The sequence below is a fragment of the Bradyrhizobium sp. Ce-3 genome (assembly GCF_022835695.1).
Taxonomy (GTDB): domain Bacteria; phylum Pseudomonadota; class Alphaproteobacteria; order Rhizobiales; family Xanthobacteraceae; genus Bradyrhizobium.
Map to the genome: position 1 here is coordinate 189,000 of NZ_BQUV01000009.1, position 16,043 is coordinate 205,042.

The 16,043-nt window shown below is 64.9% G+C and carries 15 protein-coding genes; 10 read left to right on the top strand and 5 right to left on the bottom strand.

What is annotated here, in order from left to right; translation table 11 throughout:
• Positions 1-7 precede the first annotated feature (7 nt).
• From pqqC to pqqA, 3 genes are all read right to left on the bottom strand, one after another.
• Complete coding sequence (pqqC, locus tag BRSPCE3_RS28405) at positions 8-763, bottom strand: pyrroloquinoline-quinone synthase PqqC (RefSeq protein WP_244069848.1); 756 nt, start codon at positions 761-763, stop codon at positions 8-10.
• A 20-nt stretch (positions 764-783) separates the two neighbouring features.
• A complete protein-coding gene (gene pqqB, locus BRSPCE3_RS28410; RefSeq protein WP_244069653.1) occupies positions 784-1,713 on the bottom strand; it encodes a pyrroloquinoline quinone biosynthesis protein PqqB in 930 nt (309 codons plus the stop codon).
• Positions 1,714-1,859: 146 nt separating this feature from the next.
• A complete protein-coding gene (pqqA, locus tag BRSPCE3_RS28415) occupies positions 1,860-1,940 on the bottom strand; it encodes a pyrroloquinoline quinone precursor peptide PqqA (RefSeq protein WP_035635412.1) in 81 nt (26 codons plus the stop codon).
• A gap of 325 nt (positions 1,941-2,265) precedes the next feature.
• Here pqqA and BRSPCE3_RS28420 point away from each other — a divergent pair, with 325 nt between their 5' ends.
• From BRSPCE3_RS28420 to BRSPCE3_RS28460, 9 genes are all read left to right on the top strand, one after another.
• Entirely contained in the window at positions 2,266-2,523 is a 258-nt protein-coding gene (locus tag BRSPCE3_RS28420) for a DUF6894 family protein (RefSeq protein WP_016839844.1), read from the top strand.
• A gap of 168 nt (positions 2,524-2,691) precedes the next feature.
• Positions 2,692-3,963 carry a sorbosone dehydrogenase family protein gene (locus tag BRSPCE3_RS28425; RefSeq protein WP_244069654.1) on the top strand — a complete coding sequence of 424 codons (1,272 nt, stop codon included), beginning with the start codon at positions 2,692-2,694 and terminating at the stop codon, positions 3,961-3,963.
• Between the two features lie 72 nt (positions 3,964-4,035).
• Positions 4,036-4,602, top strand: coding sequence for a c-type cytochrome (locus BRSPCE3_RS28430; RefSeq protein WP_244069655.1), 567 nt, complete (start codon positions 4,036-4,038; stop codon positions 4,600-4,602).
• A 126-nt stretch (positions 4,603-4,728) separates the two neighbouring features.
• Entirely contained in the window at positions 4,729-6,120 is a 1,392-nt protein-coding gene (locus tag BRSPCE3_RS28435; protein ID WP_244069656.1) for an amidase family protein, read from the top strand.
• A 1-nt stretch (position 6,121) separates the two neighbouring features.
• Complete coding sequence (locus BRSPCE3_RS28440) at positions 6,122-6,598, top strand: glutathione peroxidase (RefSeq protein WP_244069657.1); 477 nt, start codon at positions 6,122-6,124, stop codon at positions 6,596-6,598.
• Complete coding sequence (locus BRSPCE3_RS28445; RefSeq protein WP_097675239.1) at positions 6,595-6,849, top strand: DUF3297 family protein; 255 nt, start codon at positions 6,595-6,597, stop codon at positions 6,847-6,849. Before BRSPCE3_RS28440 ends, BRSPCE3_RS28445 begins: the two co-directional genes overlap by 4 nt.
• A gap of 114 nt (positions 6,850-6,963) precedes the next feature.
• Complete coding sequence (locus tag BRSPCE3_RS28450; RefSeq protein ID WP_244069658.1) at positions 6,964-8,133, top strand: mandelate racemase/muconate lactonizing enzyme family protein; 1,170 nt, start codon at positions 6,964-6,966, stop codon at positions 8,131-8,133.
• A 166-nt stretch (positions 8,134-8,299) separates the two neighbouring features.
• Positions 8,300-9,361 (top strand): hypothetical protein, encoded by a 1,062-nt coding sequence (locus BRSPCE3_RS28455; RefSeq protein ID WP_244069659.1) that lies wholly within the window; start codon positions 8,300-8,302, stop codon positions 9,359-9,361.
• Between the two features lie 299 nt (positions 9,362-9,660).
• Positions 9,661-12,033: a TonB-dependent siderophore receptor gene (locus tag BRSPCE3_RS28460; RefSeq protein WP_244069660.1), complete on the top strand. Its 2,373-nt coding sequence runs from the start codon at positions 9,661-9,663 to the stop codon at positions 12,031-12,033.
• 273 nt (positions 12,034-12,306) lie between these two features.
• Here the strand turns inward: BRSPCE3_RS28460 and BRSPCE3_RS28465 are convergent, their stop codons facing one another.
• The gene (locus BRSPCE3_RS28465) at positions 12,307-13,659 is read right to left on the bottom strand and encodes a malonyl-CoA decarboxylase (protein WP_244069661.1); all 1,353 of its coding nucleotides are present in this window, start codon (positions 13,657-13,659) and stop codon (positions 12,307-12,309) included.
• Positions 13,660-13,817: 158 nt separating this feature from the next.
• Positions 13,818-14,618: a helix-turn-helix domain-containing protein gene (locus BRSPCE3_RS28470; RefSeq protein WP_244069662.1), complete on the bottom strand. Its 801-nt coding sequence runs from the start codon at positions 14,616-14,618 to the stop codon at positions 13,818-13,820.
• Positions 14,619-14,693: 75 nt separating this feature from the next.
• Here BRSPCE3_RS28470 and BRSPCE3_RS28475 point away from each other — a divergent pair, with 75 nt between their 5' ends.
• Positions 14,694-15,884 (top strand): MFS transporter, encoded by a 1,191-nt coding sequence (locus BRSPCE3_RS28475; protein ID WP_244069663.1) that lies wholly within the window; start codon positions 14,694-14,696, stop codon positions 15,882-15,884.
• The last annotated feature ends 159 nt before the right edge of the window (positions 15,885-16,043 follow it).

Sequence of the window (16,043 nt, forward strand, 5' to 3'; positions counted from 1 at the left end):
TTTGTCTCTAACTTGTCTTCGGCACGAAGGCGCCGGGCGGGATCTGGCCGTCGACATACGCATGATAGAGCGCGTCGAGCTGCACCCACAGCACGTTGGTCTTGAAGATCAGCGCATTGCAGACCGCCTCGCGCTCTGCGGGCGTCTTCGCATGCTGCTTGACATAGTCGAGCGCGAAGCCGGCGTCGCGCGGCGCCTGGGTCAGGCGGCGGCTGAAATAGCTCATGATGTCGGGGTTGACGAAGTCGTAATGCTTCAGCATCCCCGAGATGCGCTCCTCGTGCAGGTTCGGCGCGAACAATTCGGTGAGCGAGGAGGCGATCGCCTCCAGCGGGCTGCGGTCGCGGCAGAAGTGCACATAGGCCTCCACGGCAAAGCGCGTCGCCGGCAGGATGCCTTCGGTGGATTCGACATAGGCGGTGTCGAGGCCGAGGCCTTCGGTCAGCTTCAGCCAGCGCTCGATGCCGCCCTCATTGCCGAGATCGCCGTCATGATCCTCGATGCGGTGGCGCCATTCGATCCGCGTGTTGCGGTCGCGGAAGCGCGAGATCACCATCGCGTCCTTCAGCGGGATCGTGCTCTGGTAATAGTAGCGGTTCAGCGCCCAGGCCTGGACCTGGCCCTTGTTGAGCTTGCCGCCGTGCAGCAGGCGGTGGAACGGGTGCAGGCTGTGGTAGCGCGTCGCGCCGATCGTGCGCAGCGTCGCCTCCATCTCCTCGGCACTGTCGAGCGTGATGCCCTTGCCGATCGAGAGCGCGGTCATTCCGTTGGTTGGCACCACATTCACAGCACGATCTCCGTTCCGTCGGAGGGAATCTGCCAGCCCGCCTGTTCGGCCGCCTTGCGTTCGGCCGAGGTCCCAAGCAGCGCCGGGTTGGAGTTGTTGATATGCAAAAACACTTTTCGTCCGATGTCGAGCCCGGCGAGGCTTTCGATCGCACCCTGATCGCCCGACATCGCGATATGTCCCATGCCCTGGCCGGTCTTGTTGCCAAGACCCGCCGCGATCAGCTCGTCGTCGCGCCACACCGTGCCGTCGAAGAACACCAGGGGCGCGCCCTTGATCCGTGCTTTCAGGTCGTCGGTCACTCGGGCGCAGGCAGCCAGGAAGTAGAAGTATTTGCCGCTGCGCTTGTCCGCAATACGCAGGCCGAGCGTATCACCGACGCCGTCGGCGCCCGCCGGATGCGCCTTGCCCTCGAGATACCAGGCGCCCTTGCCGGGAACCTCGAACGGCAGCACCTCGAGTCCCGACGGCGATCCGTCGGGCAGGGCCGGCTCGAAGGCCTGGTCGACCGCGATCGGCAGGCGGGCGACGTTCTTCTCGCTCAGCACGTTGAAGATGCTGTTGGAGCGCAGGATCGCCAGCACGCGCTCATGGGCGTAGATCGCAAATGGCGAGCCCTCGCGCATCGACAGCAGGCCGGTGACCGCATCGATCTCGCCATTGGTGAGGACGACGCCGGCGATCGGGCTGTGGCGCAGGGCGCCGGGCTTCGGATGCAGCTGCGGCGTCGCGGTTAGTTGCTGGCGCAGATCGGGCGACGCGTTGACGAGGAACCAGTGTGCGCCGTCGCCGCTGACGGCGATCGAGGCTTGCGTGCTCTGCAATTGCGGATGGTCGCTGCGTGCGGTCCTGCACACGGCACAGCCGCAGTTCCACTGCGGAACGCCGCCACCCGCCGCGGCACCCAGGACGACGACACGAAGCATGATCCGTCCCCTGGAGAGCTTTTACTTGGACCCAGAAACGTTACGAGGTGGACCCCGGATTTGAAACACACCCCCGTGTTCGGGAGCGCGTCACGCCCGGATGTCCACCTGCGCTAAAACGCTAAACGTGTATAGGGCGCTGCCGCTTACTTGCGGGTGGCGCACATATACATGTTGATTTCCATGCCGACCGACACTTCGACGATCTTCGGTGCTTTCCAGGCCATTTGGCTCTCCTTGTTGCAACCGGACGAACTTTCCGCCCTGGAGGGTAAACTACTGTGGTTGGAAAAGTTCGCCACTTAAATTTTTCGCAAGGTGGCCCTGCCGACGGACATGCTGCGCTGCAAAAAGCGGATCCGGCCCACTCACAAATTTGTGCACGCCTTTCCCGTCAAAACCCGGTGGCGTCAGACCTTTTTCCTGTTGTTCGCCACACGGCGAATGGTGATCTTGGGTTAAGAGACAGGAGCCCTGCGGTCCTCCCAAGGTCCTGGTGACTAAACTGTGCTTTCCCGTGACGGAAAGCGACTAACCGAGCCGAGTTCGCCGATGCCACGCTATTTCTTCAATACCCGTATCGGCGACGAGCTGATCTCCGATCCCGACGGCGAAATCCTGCGGGATCCGGATCGTGCGTGGGAAATGGCGCGGGCGATGATTCGCGAATTGCTCAAGACCGAAGGCGCCGACGGCGCGCTGCTCAGCGCCGTCATCGAGGTGACTGACGACGAGGGCGAGATCGTGCTGGAGTTTCCCTTCACCGAGGCAATCCTCGATCGCCCGGACCGCTCGATGACGCGGCACTGACGCGCGCCGGCTGGGCCGTCTGGTCACAACCATGCGTTGGCCGATGTCAGCATGTTTCCGATTGCAATTGTCCGGACAAATTCGCAAGACTATGAACGGAAAGCCGAACGGCGCCGCGCGACGTCAATGGCGCAATCAACAACGGCTTCCACCCAGGGGAGATCATCCATGAAAAAACACTCGTTCGCACCGCGCAGCCTGCTGCTCGCGGGCGTCATGCTGGGGGCGTTGACGCTCTCTGCTGCGGCGCAGCAGCCGGCCGCACCGGCGGCAGGCGCCGCGCCCGCCGCGCAGCCGCTGCCGCCGGGCTCGCCCTTGATCGGGCGTCCCGACAATGAAGCGGCCGCCAAGCTCGCCCCGGTGGCACCGCCGCCGCTGCCGTCCGCGCCCGACAAGCTGCCGCTCGCCAAGCTCAAGGTGCCGGCCGGCTTCAATGTCGAGGTCTATGCCGCCGGGATGGCCAATGCGCGCTCGCTGGCGCTCGGCGACAAGGGCACCGTGTTCGTCGGCAGCCGGCTGGTCGACAAGGTCTATGCCATCGTCAACAAGGACGGCAAGCGCTCGGTCAAGGTGATCGCCTCCGGCCTCTACCGCCCGAACGGCGTCGCCTTCAAGGACGGCACGCTGTACATCGCCGAGCTGTCGAAGGTCTCCAAGATCGACAAGATCGAGGACAATCTGGACAACCCGCCAAAGCCTGTCGTCATCTACGACAAGCTGCCGAAGGACGAGGCGCATGGCTGGAAGTTCATCGCGATCGGTCCCGACAACAAGCTCTACGTCCCGGTCGGCCAGCCCGGCAACAACGTGCTGCACGACGCCGACCACGGCCAGATCCGCCGCATGAATCTCGACGGCTCCGGCGCCGAGATCTACGCGCTCGGCGTCCGCAACTCGGTCGGCTTCGACTGGAATCCCGAGACCAAGCAGATGTACTTCACCGACAACGGCCGCGACTGGCTGTCGGAGACGGTGCCGGAAGACGAGCTCAACCGCGTCACCAAGGCCGGCGAGGATTTCGGCGCGCCGTTCTGCTACCAGGGCAACATCATCGACCAGGAGCTCGGCTGGGGTAAGTCCTGCAAGGACTACACCGCGCCGGTCGGCCTGATGGGCCCGCACACCGCCTCGCTCGGCATGCGCTTCTACACCGGCAGCCAGTTCCCGAAGAGCTACAAGAACGCAATCTTCGTCGCGCGTCACGGCTCCTGGAACAAGTCGCAGAAGCAGGGCGGTGACGTCGTCGTCGTCAAGCTGAACAAGGACGGCACCGTGAAGTCGATGGAGCCGTTCCTGACGGGCTTCCTCGAGGACAACAAATATGTCGGCCGCCCGGTCGACGTGATGCTGCTGAAGGACGGCTCCCTGCTGGTCTCCGACGACTGGAACGGCGCGGTCTATCGCGTCAGCTACGGCAAGCCGAAGGTCGCGAACCAATAAGCTGAAACCAGGGATCGGGGGCAGCGCGTGCTGCCCCCGATTTCTTTTTGAACTGCATGCAAGGATGGACCGATGCGTAGGCTCGCAATCGCCGCGGCGCTGGCCGCTCTCAGCTTCTCGGCAAACGCCGAGACCATCCAGGAACGCACTGTCGCGTGCTTTGCCTGCCATGGCGAGCATGGCACGTCGGAAACCGAGAACACGCCGTCGCTTGGTGGCCAGACCGCGCCCTATGCGCTGATCCAGCTGTTCATGTTCCGCGAGAAGCTCAGGGTATTCGAGCCGATGAACGAGATGGCGAAGCCGATGACCGACGACGATCTGCGCGCCTTCTCCGATTTCATCGCCACTCTGCCGAAGCCTGTGCCGCCCACCGATGCCGGCGATCCGGCACGGATGGCGCGCGGCCAGGCCTTGGCGCAGCAGAACCGCTGCAACAGCTGCCACAACACCGATTTCTCCGGCAAGGACAACGTCCCCCGCATCGCCAACCAGCGCGAGGACTACCTCGCCAAGACGCTGGCCGAATACAAGGACAACAGCCGCCACGGCTATGATGCCACCATGGCCGACGTGATGCAGACGGTCACCAAGGAGCAGATCGGCGACCTTGCCTATTACATCGCGCATGTCCGGTGAAACATCAGGCGGCGTGCCGCTGGCCTTGTTCTCCGTCCTCTTCGTTCGAGCATGATCTTTTCGGAAAATCCGCTACACACTTTTCCGGATCATGCTGTAAAACGCCTCCGTCACACGGAGTAGCACATGCAGGATCTCTGGCGTCTGTCGGCAACCGAGCTCGCCGGCCTCATCAAATCGAAGCAGGTATCGGCGAAGGAGGCGGCAGAAGCCGGGCTCGCCCGGCTCGATGCGGTCAACCCGAAGATCAACGCGGTGGTCGATCACCGGCCGGACGACGTGCTGGCGCAGGCCGCATCGGTCGATGCGGCAATTGCGCGCGGCGAGGCGGTCGGGCCGCTGGCCGGCGTGCCCGTCACCATCAAAGTCAATGTCGACCAGGAAGGCTGCGCCACCACCAACGGGCTGAAGGCGCAGCGCGACCTGATCGCCAAGGTCGACAACCCCGTGGTCGCCAATCTGCGCAAGGCCGGCGCGGTGCTGCTCGGCCGCACCAATTGTCCGGCGGTGTCCTATCGCTGGTTCACCACCAATCTCATTCACGGCGACACCAAGAACCCGCGCGATCCCGGCATCACCCCGGGCGGCTCGTCGGGCGGCGCGGGCTCCGCGGTCGCCGCCGGCATCGGCCATATCGCGCACGGCACCGACATCGCCGGCTCGATCCGCTATCCGGCCTATGCCTGCGGCGTGCACGGCCTGCGGCCGAGCCTGGGCCGCATCCCGGCCTTCAACGCCGCACTGCCGGAGCGTCCGATCGGCCCGCAGATCAGCGCGGTGTCGGGCCCGCTGGCGCGCACCGTCAATGACCTGCGCATCTCGCTCGCGGCGATGTCGGCGCCGGATTATCGCGATCCCTGGTATGCGCCGGTACCGCTCGATGGTCCGCCGCGCGAGAAGCGCGTTGCGATGTGCCTCAATCCGGATGGCCTCAACCCGGTGCCGGAAGTCGTCGCCGCGGTGGCCGATGCCGGCAAGCGCCTGCGAGATGCCGGCTGGATCGTCGAGGAAGTCGCCAACACGCCGTCGTTGCGCGAGGCGGCCGAGATCCAGACCCGGCTCTGGCTCGGCGACGGCTATGAGGCGCAGCTTGCCTTCGCCGAGCGCGAGGGCGATCCCGGCGCGCTGGCCTGCCTGCGCGGCGTCCGTGCGCGGGTGCATCCGTTCGATCTGTCGCAGGCGCTGACCCGCCGCGCCACGCTGACGCGCGAATGGTTCGCCTTCCTCGACAAATATCCGGTGCTGCTGATGCCGGTGTCCGGCGAACTGCCGTTCCCCGATCATCTCGATCGCAAGGACGAGGCGTCATTCGCGCGGGTGTGGCACGCGCAGCTGCCGCAGATCGCGATCCCGTTCATGGGGCTGCCGGGGCTCGTCGTCTCCACCGGCCTCGTCGGGCGGATTCCGGTCGGCGTGCAGCTGGTCGCCGCGCGCTACCGCGAGGATCTCTGTCTTGCCGCGGGCGAGGCGGTCGAGGCCGGCGGCACGCCGTCAGCTGCGATCGATCCGGTGAGCTGACATGGCCACGGTTTTCGATTTCACCGCAAAGTCGCTTGCCGGCGACGACATGCCGCTGCGGCAGTTCGAGGGGCAGGTGTTGCTGATCGTGAACACGGCAAGCGCCTGCGGGTTCACGCCGCAATACAAGGGCCTGCAGGAGCTGCACGCCGGGCTGTCGCCGCGCGGCTTTGCCGTGCTCGGCTTTCCCTGCAACCAGTTCGGCGCCCAGGAGCCGGGGACGGCGGCGCAGATCGCCACGTTCTGCGAGACCAACTACGCGGTGACGTTTCCGATGTTCGCCAAGATCGACGTCAATGGCTCGGCTGCGCATCCATTGTACGAACACCTGAAACGTGAGAAGTCCGGCCTGCTCGGGCCGGCGATCAAGTGGAACTTCACCAAGTTCCTGGTCGATCGCGCCGGCAAGGTCGTGGCGCGGCATGCGCCGACCGCCCGGCCCGAAGGATTGAAGAAGGATATCGAGGCGCTGCTATGAGCGACGACACCAACGACCAGTTTCCCGACCGCCTCTCGGTCGACCCGAACAGCCCGTACTACAATGCGGAGATTCTTTCGCGCGACGTCGGCATCCGCTTCAAGGGTGCCGAGAAGACCAATGTCGAGGAGTACTGCATCAGCGAAGGCTGGGTGCGGGTCACCGCCGGGAACGCCAAGGACCGTTACGGCAATCCGCTGACCATCAAGGTGCACGGGCCGGTCGAGCCGTATTTCAGGGACAAGAAGTAACCACCGTCATTCCGGGATGGTCCGAAGGACCAGACCCGGAATCTCGAGATTCCGGGTTCGATGCTGCGCATCGCCCCGGAATGACGTGCCTAACAACTCCGAAGGCAACTCCCAATGTCCGTCCGCATCGTCGACGTCCGCGAGGTCACGAAGCCGATCTCCTCGCCGATCCGCAACGCCTATATCGACTTCAGCAAGATGACCTCGAGCCTGGTCGCCGTGGTCACCGACGTGGTGCGCGACGGCAAGCGGGTGGTCGGCTACGGCTTCAATTCCAACGGCCGTTACGGGCAGGGCGGTCTGATCCGCGAGCGTTTTGCGCCGCGGTTGCTTGAGGCCGATCCCAAATCGCTGCTTGATGCGACCGGCGATAATCTCGATCCGGACAAGGTCTGGTCGACGCTGATGTCGAACGAGAAGCCGGGCGGCCATGGCGAGCGCTCGGTCGCGGTCGGCACCATCGACATGGCGGTGTGGGACGCGGTGGCGAAGATCGCGGGCAAGCCGCTGTTCCGGCTGCTCGCCGAGCGCCACGGCGTGAGCGCCAATCCGCGCGTCTTCGTCTACGCCGCCGGCGGCTATTACTATCCGGGCAAGGACCTCGGGGCGTTGCGCAAGGAGATGCGCGGCTATCTCGACCGCGGCTACAACGTCGTGAAGATGAAGATCGGCGGCGCGCCGCTCGCCGAGGACCGCGAACGGATCGAGGCGGTGCTCAACGAGATCGGCAGCAGCGCGCAACTCGCGGTCGATGCCAACGGCCGCTTCGACCTGGAGACCGCGATCGCTTACGCCAAGATGCTGCGGGAGTATCCGCTGTTCTGGTACGAGGAGGCCGGCGATCCGCTCGATTACGCGCTGCAGGCCGCACTGGCCGAATTTTATCCCGGCGCGATGGCGACCGGCGAGAACCTGTTCAGCCATCAGGATGCGCACAATCTGATCCGCTACGGCGGCATGCGGCCGGACCGCGACTGGCTGCAATTCGACTGCGCGCTGTCCTATGGGCTGTGCGAATATCAGCGCACGCTCGCGGTGCTGAAGACCCATGGCTGGTCGCCGAGCCGCTGCATCCCGCATGGCGGCCATCAGATGTCGCTCAACATTGCCGCCGGCCTCGGCCTCGGCGGCAATGAGAGCTACCCTGATTTGTTCCAGCCCTATGGCGGCTTCCCCGACGGGGTGCGGGTCGAGAATGGCCACATCACGATGCCCGAGCTTCCCGGCATCGGCTTCGAGGGCAAGTCGGATCTCTACAAGGAGATGAAGGCGCTCGCCGATTAGCCGGTGCCGTCCGGCCGACCGGCAGGCTTGAATCCGCTCACAAACTAATTTGAGCGACGCTCAATAAAATGTTGAACGTTGCTCACGCTTCGATATACTCATGCAGCAGAGGCGCCTCTGCCGGGTCACCGGGGAAGGCGCCGGAACCGGCCATGAGGATCGCCGCATGCCATATTCAGCGAAAAGTCTCCGGGAAGCCGCCGATGCCGGAGTGATCAGCGCCGCTGATCTGGACCGGCTGCTCGCCTTCCTGGCAAGCCAGGAAGGACAAGGCCCGGCGGGCGACGCCAGCCCGGCCGCCAAATTCGATGCCGCGCATGTGCTCTGGTACGCCGGCGCATTGATCGTGATCGGCGCCATGGGGCTGTTCTCGACCCTGGCCTTCACCCAAATGGGCGGCCGGGCGCTGACGGCCTGCGCGATCGCCTACGCCACCGCCTTCGCCGTGGCTGGCCACCACCTCTGGTACGGCAAGAATCTGCGGGTTCCCGGCGGCTTGCTGATCGCGATCGCGGTGTCGATGGCGCCGCTCGCGGTCTACGGCATCCAGGACGAGCTCGGCTGGTGGGGCAAGTTCGGCAAGCCCGGAACCGTGCACGACTTCTATGTCTGGGTGAAGGGCAGCTGGCTCTTCATGGAGATCGCAACCGTCGCCGCCGGCGTCGTGGCGCTGCGCTATTACCGCTTCGCCTTCATCGTCGCGATCATCTCGGTCGCGCTGTGGTTCATGTCGATGGATCTGGCGCCCTGGTTCAGCGGCATGGAGTACGCCGATTTCGAGACGCGCCGCCGGGTTTCGATCTGGTTTGGCCTCGCCGTGCTCGCGGTCGCCTGGATCATCGACTATCGCAGCCGCAACCGCGACTTTGCGTTCTGGCTGCATCTGTTCGGCCTGATGGCGTTCTGGGGCGGTATCACCGCGTCCGAAGGCGCGACCGAACTGGGCAAGGCGGTCTATTGCATGCTCAATGTCGGCCTGATCGCGATCGCCGTGATCCTGGCGCGGCGTGCCTATGCGGTGTTCGGCGCCTTCGGCATCTGCCTCTATCTCGGTCATCTCGCCGACGTCGTGTTCAAGGACTCGCTGTGGTTTCCGTTCTCGCTGTCGCTGATCGGAATTGCGGTGATCGCCGCCGGCCTGCTCTACCATCGCAACCAGCGCGCGATCACGGCCTGGATCGATGCGCATCTGCCGGCGGGGCTGCGGCCGCGCTCCGCGACCGCATGATCGAAGCGACGCGATCGTTTAGAACCGCTACAATCTGGAATCCCTACAAGGAGAGCGGCGCGCGAGCGCCGCTCTCCGTTTCCGGGCGCAAAACAGGAAGCCGACAGAAACCATTTGCATCCTTGACTTTTCCAAGCCTGCGCGCGCCGCGCGCAGCACTCGCGGGCTGTCGTCGCGATTTTATTCCGTCGTGACGCAAAAATTTTCCCGGGCGCGTCGTCTGGACGCAGCACGCCTCTCGTCTCTAGAGGACGGCGCATCGCCTTTACGCAAGGCGAGAGTTGCTTGGGGACGGCGTCATGACATCAAGATCAAAAAACAATCGTCGCACGATTTTGCCCGCGAAGCTGGCGCTGCTCACGGCGAGCTATCTCGCCCTGAATGTCCCGCTCGCGACCACAGCCGCGCAGGCGCAGTCTGCGCCGCCACAAGCCGCCGCCTCGGCGCTGCCGCCGGTGACGGTCACCCCGCCGGCCACGCAACGCCGGCGCAGCGCGCCATCGACGTCGCGCAACACCGCCGCCGCGCGTGGCCGGCGCAGCCAGACCGCGCGGCGGATCGAGCCCGCGGCTGCGGCAAAGCCGTTCACGGAATCGCAGGATGCCCGCACCGGCACGTCAGGCTATTTCGCCAACAGCACCTCGGTTGCGACCAGGACCAACACTGCGATCGTCAACATCCCGCAATCGCTCAACGTCATCACCCGCGAGCAGATCCGCGACCAGAACTATCAGGGCGTCACCGACGTCACCCGCTATGTCCCCGGCGTCGCGGTGCATCAGGGCGAGGGCAATCGCGACGAACTCGTGATCCGCGGCGTCGATTCCAGCGCCAATTTCTTCGTCAACGGCTTTCGCGACGACGTTCAGTATTTCCGCGATATGTACAACGCCCAGAGCATCGAGGTGCTGAAGGGGCCGAGCGCATTGACCTTCGGCCGCGGCGCCGGCGGCGGGCTGTTGAACCGCACGCTGAAGGAGGCCGACGGCAACCGGGTCTACGAGGCGACGGCACAGACCGGCTCGTGGGGCGATCGCCGCGTCAGCCTCGATGCCGGGCAGGCGATCAACGAGAATGTCGCAGCCCGGCTCAACGTGTTCTACGAGGGCGCCGATGCGTTCCGCGATTTCAACCATCTCGAGCGCTACGGCATCAACCCGACCGTGACGCTGAAGCCCGACGACAACACCAAGATCAAGCTGAGCTACGAGTATTTCCACGACGAGCGCACCGCCGATCGCGGCAATCCCTCGCAGGGCGTGCCGGGCGGCGCGACCCGCTTCAACCCGACCACGCCGTTCGCGCCGAATGGCGACTTCTCGACCTTCTTCGGCAGCCCGAGCCTGAACACCGCGCAGGCGACGGTGCAGACCGGCATGGCCATCATCGAGCACGACTTCGAGAACGGGCTGACGGTGCGCAACGGCACCATCGCCGCCGACTACCAGAAATTCTACCAGAACGTCTATCCGACCGGCGGCGCGCTGGCCGGCGCGGTCAACCCGGCCGATACCGCCGTCAATCTCGGTGCCTATCAGCACACCACCAACCGCGACAACGTCTTCAACCAGACCGATTTCACCTACAAGACCTGGACCGGTCCGCTATTCCACACCGTCGGCTTCGGTACCGAGTTCGGCCGCCAGACCGGCGTCGACATCCGCAACACCGGCGTGTTCCCGAACGGCACCAACACCATCGTGCAGAATCCGTTCGCGCCGACTTACTTCGGTCCGGTGACGTTCATTCACCATTTCACCGGCACCAACTCCGATGGCGTCACCACGCCGGATTCCAACAGCCGCTATGCGCTGAACATCCAGTCCGGCTATGTCAGGGACACCATCGAGATCTCCCGCGGCGTGCAGATCATCGCCGGCGCCCGGTTCGACCGCTTCGACATGTCGGCGACCGACATGAACACCAACACCAATCGCGGCCGGGTCGACAATCTGGTGTCGCCGCAGGCCGCGCTGATCATCAAGCCGATCGAGCAGATGTCGGTCTACACGGCCTACAGCATCTCCTATCTGCCGGCCTCGGGCGATCAGTTCAGCTCGCTGACCGACGGCACGCTGATCCTGCAGCCGCAGCGCTTCGAGAATGTCGAGCTCGGCATGAAATGGAACATCAATCCGAAGCTGCTGTTCTCGACCGCGGTCTACAATCTGAACCGCACCAACCAGCCGATCCCCGACGGCAACAACCCGGGCTTCTTCTTCCCCTCGGGCAGCACGCTGACGCGGGGCATCGAGGCGAGCCTGACCGGGCATGTCACCGAGCAGTGGCAGTCGTCGCTGGCCTACGCCTACACCGACGCCAGGATCACCGGGGCCACCTCGGCGACCGTCGTTCCCGGCAATCGCGTTCAGCTCGTGCCGTACAATCAATTCGCGTGGTGGAACAAGTATCAGTTCACCCCGATGTGGGCGGCCGCGCTCGGCGTGATCTATTTCGGCGATTCCTTCGCTTCATCCGACGACACCGTGCGGCTGCCGAGCTTCGTCCGCTTCGACGCGGCGGTCTATGCCAAGATCGACGAGACCTGGAGCGTCCAGCTCAATGTCGAGAACATCTTCGACAAGGGCTATTGGGCATCCGCCGATGGCAACAACAACATCTCGCCGGGACAGGGACGGACGGTGCGGCTGACGGCACGGGCGAGGTTCTGAGTGACGGCCATGATCAATGCGGGATGATGGTCTGAGAATTGTAGCGAGTGGCCTCCCCACGCCGTCGCCCTGGCGAAAGCCAGGACCCATAACCACCGGATTCGATTGAGAGTGAAATAGTGGACTCAGCATCGCACAACAACAAGCAGTCGGGGCAATGGGTCCTGGCTTTCGCCAGGACGACGCTGAATACATTCACATTCTCTCACGATGACGGTGTTGGAATGCGAGCGCTCCCTGTCGTTGTTGCAATGACGGGGAGGGAGCGGCGTCCTACCCCAACCGCATGTCCAGCAGCCGCCGGCCTTCGCCCTTGAGCAGCTTCTTCACCGCGCTGGAGGCGATCACCTCGCCGTTGTTGGCGTAGGCCTCGTGGTTCTTCTCGATGTCGTCGAGGCGATAGAGGTAGTTGACCATCACGCCGGCGGATTCGCGCAGGCCCTTGGGCGAGAGGTCGCCGGCCCAGTTGATCCGCTCCAGCCGCGCGCCGTTGCCGAGATGGAAGCGCGCCACCGAATCGATCAGCCGGCCCTTCGGCGTGCGCGCCTTCAGGAAGTAATAGGCGGCGAGCGGCTCCAGCACGGCGCGCAGCTGCGCGGCGAGCTCGGCGTTCTCGAACCAGTCGGGCTTGCCGAGGCTTTCCAGCAGCTGGCGGTCTTCCTCGGTCAGCGGCACGTCGTCGGCCTGCTTGACCCACTGCATGAAGCCCGGCACCGGCGACAGCGTCACGAAATGGTCGAGCTTGGGCAGTTCGCGGCGCAGCTCCTCGACAACCTGTTTGATCAGGAAGCTGCCGAACGAGATGCCGCCGAGCCCACGCTGGGTGTTGGAGATCGAATAGAACACCGCGGTGCGGGCCTTCTCGACCGGCACCGGCTCGCGCTCTTCCGCCAGCAGCGGCGCGATCGCGCCCGGGATGGCCTCGGTGAGTGCGACCTCGACGAAGATCAGCGGCTCGTCGGCCAGCGCCGGGTGGAAGAACGCGTAGCAGCGGCGGTCCACCGGATCGATGCGGCGCCGCAGATCGTCCCAGTCGCGGATCTCATGCACCGCCTCGTAGCGGATGATCTTCTCCAGAATATTGGCCGGCGACGACCAGTCTATCCTGCGCAGCACGAGGAATCCCCTGTTGAACCAGGACGAGAGCAGATGCACCACGTCGCGATCGAGCGCGGCGAGGTCCTTGTTGCCCTTCATCAATGAAAGCAGATCCGAGCGGATCGACACCAGCTCGCCGGTGCCGCCCGGGGCGCGATTGAGCCGGCGGATCAATTCCTGGCGGCGCGGCTCGGAGGCGAAGTGCAGGTCGCTGGCGTCGTCGCCATTGGCTTTGGCGCGCCAGCTCTCGATGGCCTGCGCCAGCCTGGCGTGATCGGGGCCGAAATCGCGGGCCAGCGTCTGGAAGAACGACAGGCGGCCGGCGGCATCGAGGTGATGGTAGCGGTCGAGCACTTCGCGCGCCATCGCGGTGCCGGAGGCCTCGCCGCGGCCGGACAGCAGCGCCTCGCACAGTTCCAGCAGTTCGGACGCATCCTGCTTGTCGTCGGCCGGGCTGGCGCGGCCGAGCAGGACGCGGCCGCGTTCGGAAATCGTCGAGAGCAGGTCGGAGAAGAAGGCGTTGGCCATGAGCAGGTCGTATCCAGCGGGTCGCATTCAGTGAAGCCCGACCTTACACGGGATTTAAGGTCGGCAGAAATGCAATCAAGCGCATGGATCGTACGGAAATATGTCGCGGCGCGACAGCGGTATAATTCGTCGTCGCTGCGCCCGGTGACAAAGCCCGTTCACGTTTTCTCCGCGAATGCGGTCGGTGTCTTGCCGGTAACCTGACGGAACGCGTGGGAAAATGCCGGCACGCTGGCATAACCGAGATCGGAGGCGACCTGCTTGACCGAGACATTCGCACTGGTCGACAGCCGCTCGATCGCGGCCGCGATGCGGGCGCGCTGGCACCAGCTCTTGAACGACAGCTGCGTCTCCGCCGCGAACAGCCGCGACAGCGTCCGCGCCGAGGTGCCGACCGTGCGCGCCAGCGCATCGATCTCGTGATCCCTGGTCGGGTCGGCCAGCACGATGTCGGCGGCGCGACGGCAGCGCGGCTCCTGCGGCAGCGGGATGAAGGTCGCGGAGTCCTCGGCCTGGTGCAGCTCGAGCATCACGAGCCTGATCAACAGATCGGTGCGCTCGCGTCCGCATGACGCGTCGAACAGCGCGAGGATCGCCTGGTGCACCAGCGGCGACACCCGCACCACGAATTCATGGCCGAGGCTGTCGCTGCGCTTTTCGCGCGCGAGCCAGGCCTGGTCGAAATAGAGCGTGCGCATCTCGATGTCGGCGAGCACGTCGATCGCGTGCGGCAAGAGGGCAGGGACCCACACCGCGCGGTCCGGCGGCACCAGCCAGCGGCCCTTCGGCGTGGTCACCTGCATGGTGCCGCTGGCGGCATAGACCAGCTGTGCCTCGCGGTGCATGTGCGGGTCGAGCCGGATGCCCTTGCGGTAGCTGCGCGCGACCATGTGCACGCCGTCGCCGGTGACGCGGCGGTCCTCGTGGAGGGCTCTGATTGGCGGCTCAGCGATAGTCATTGGCGACATCCCGTCAGGACAAGCACCTATAACCTATTTTCGAGCAATGGAAGAATCGCGTGAAGAGACGTGTCTATGAACAGTCCAAGCAATAGTCCTGGCCGGGTGATCACCTTCGTCAACGCCGCCCATTTCATCGACCACTATGCGATGCTGATTTTCGCGGCCGCGGTCATCATCATGGGACCGGCGCTCGGCATGGCCTATTCGGAACTGCTGCCCTACGCGACGCCGGGCTTCATCGCCTTCGGCGCCGGCTCGCTGATCACGGGCTGGCTCGGCGACCGCTGGAGCCGCCGCCACATGATGGTGATCTTCTTCGTCGGCATCGGTCTGTCGATGATCTCGGTCGGCTTCGTGCAGACGCCGCTGCAACTCGGCGCCGCGCTGCTGGCGATCGGCATCTTTGCCTCGATCTACCATCCGGTCGGCACCGCGATGATCGTGTCCTATGCCGAGAAGCTCGGCGCCCAGATGGGGATCAACGGCGTCTGGGGCAATCTCGGGGTTGCCTCGTCGGCGCTGGTCACCGGCGTGATCGGCCAGTATCTCGGCTGGCGCTGGGCCTTCATCGTGCCCGGCACGGTCACCGTGCTGGTCGGCATCGTCTTTGCGATGACGGTGGTGCATGAGGACCGCAAGGGCTCCAGGCAGGCCGCGGCGCAGGCGCGGGTCGCCAAGGAAGACATGTGGCGCGTGGTGCTGTCGCTCCTGATCGTGGTGATCGCGATCTCGACCACGTTCAACGCGGTGACGGTGGCGCTGCCGAAACTGTTCGCCGAACGGCTGGCTGATCTGACCGCGAGCCCGGCGCTGCTCGGCGTGATCGCGGCCGGGGTCTATGTGTTCGGCGCGATGACGCAGTACACGATCGGCAAGCTGCTCGACCGGCATTCGCTGAAGACCGTGGCGCTGCCGCTGTCGTTCATGCTGGCGCCGTTCCTGTATCTGGCGGCGAGCCTGTCCAATCTGCCGCTGATCGTGGTCTCGATCGGCATCGTGATGGGCGCCTTCGGCCAGGTGACGGTGAACGATGCGATGGTCGGCAAATACACCACCGAGGAATGGCGCTCGCGCGCCTATGCGGTGCGCTATTTCGTCGGCTTCACCGCGGCCGGCGCGTCGGTCGGCCTGGTGGCCTGGCTGTACGACCAGGGCGGCTTCTCGATGATGCTGCGCGCCTTTGCCGCGCTGTGCCTGCTGGCGATCGCGGCCGCGATCATCTTGCCGCGCGAGATCCGCACCCCGGCCGCGCAAGGGGGCTGATCCCGCCCCCTTTACGCCGTTTGCCGTGAGCAATGCGCGCCCGCGGGTGCGCTGCTCGGCGCCGGCGGCATCCGTGACCTGGTCACGCTTCAGCAACTTTGTTCCAACCCGCAGCTGTGGTAGCTTTAGCTGGGCCTCGGGGACGAAGGCGTCGGTTGC

Coding starts and splice junctions, on each gene's coding strand:
- pqqB (WP_244069653.1), bottom strand. CDS start 1,713: ATGCTTCGTGTCGTCGTCCTGGGTGCCGCGGCGGGTGGCGGCGTTCCG.
- BRSPCE3_RS28450 (WP_244069658.1), top strand. CDS start 6,964: ATGTCCGTCCGCATCGTCGACGTCCGCGAGGTCACGAAGCCGATCTCC.
- BRSPCE3_RS28435 (WP_244069656.1), top strand. CDS start 4,729: ATGCAGGATCTCTGGCGTCTGTCGGCAACCGAGCTCGCCGGCCTCATC.
- BRSPCE3_RS28425 (WP_244069654.1), top strand. CDS start 2,692: ATGAAAAAACACTCGTTCGCACCGCGCAGCCTGCTGCTCGCGGGCGTC.
- BRSPCE3_RS28460 (WP_244069660.1), top strand. CDS start 9,661: ATGACATCAAGATCAAAAAACAATCGTCGCACGATTTTGCCCGCGAAG.
- BRSPCE3_RS28420 (WP_016839844.1), top strand. CDS start 2,266: ATGCCACGCTATTTCTTCAATACCCGTATCGGCGACGAGCTGATCTCC.
- BRSPCE3_RS28470 (WP_244069662.1), bottom strand. CDS start 14,618: ATGACTATCGCTGAGCCGCCAATCAGAGCCCTCCACGAGGACCGCCGC.
- pqqC (WP_244069848.1), bottom strand. CDS start 763: ATGACCGCGCTCTCGATCGGCAAGGGCATCACGCTCGACAGTGCCGAG.
- BRSPCE3_RS28445 (WP_097675239.1), top strand. CDS start 6,595: ATGAGCGACGACACCAACGACCAGTTTCCCGACCGCCTCTCGGTCGAC.
- BRSPCE3_RS28475 (WP_244069663.1), top strand. CDS start 14,694: ATGAACAGTCCAAGCAATAGTCCTGGCCGGGTGATCACCTTCGTCAAC.
- BRSPCE3_RS28455 (WP_244069659.1), top strand. CDS start 8,300: ATGCCATATTCAGCGAAAAGTCTCCGGGAAGCCGCCGATGCCGGAGTG.
- BRSPCE3_RS28465 (WP_244069661.1), bottom strand. CDS start 13,659: ATGGCCAACGCCTTCTTCTCCGACCTGCTCTCGACGATTTCCGAACGC.
- pqqA (WP_035635412.1), bottom strand. CDS start 1,940: ATGGCCTGGAAAGCACCGAAGATCGTCGAAGTGTCGGTCGGCATGGAA.
- BRSPCE3_RS28440 (WP_244069657.1), top strand. CDS start 6,122: ATGGCCACGGTTTTCGATTTCACCGCAAAGTCGCTTGCCGGCGACGAC.
- BRSPCE3_RS28430 (WP_244069655.1), top strand. CDS start 4,036: ATGCGTAGGCTCGCAATCGCCGCGGCGCTGGCCGCTCTCAGCTTCTCG.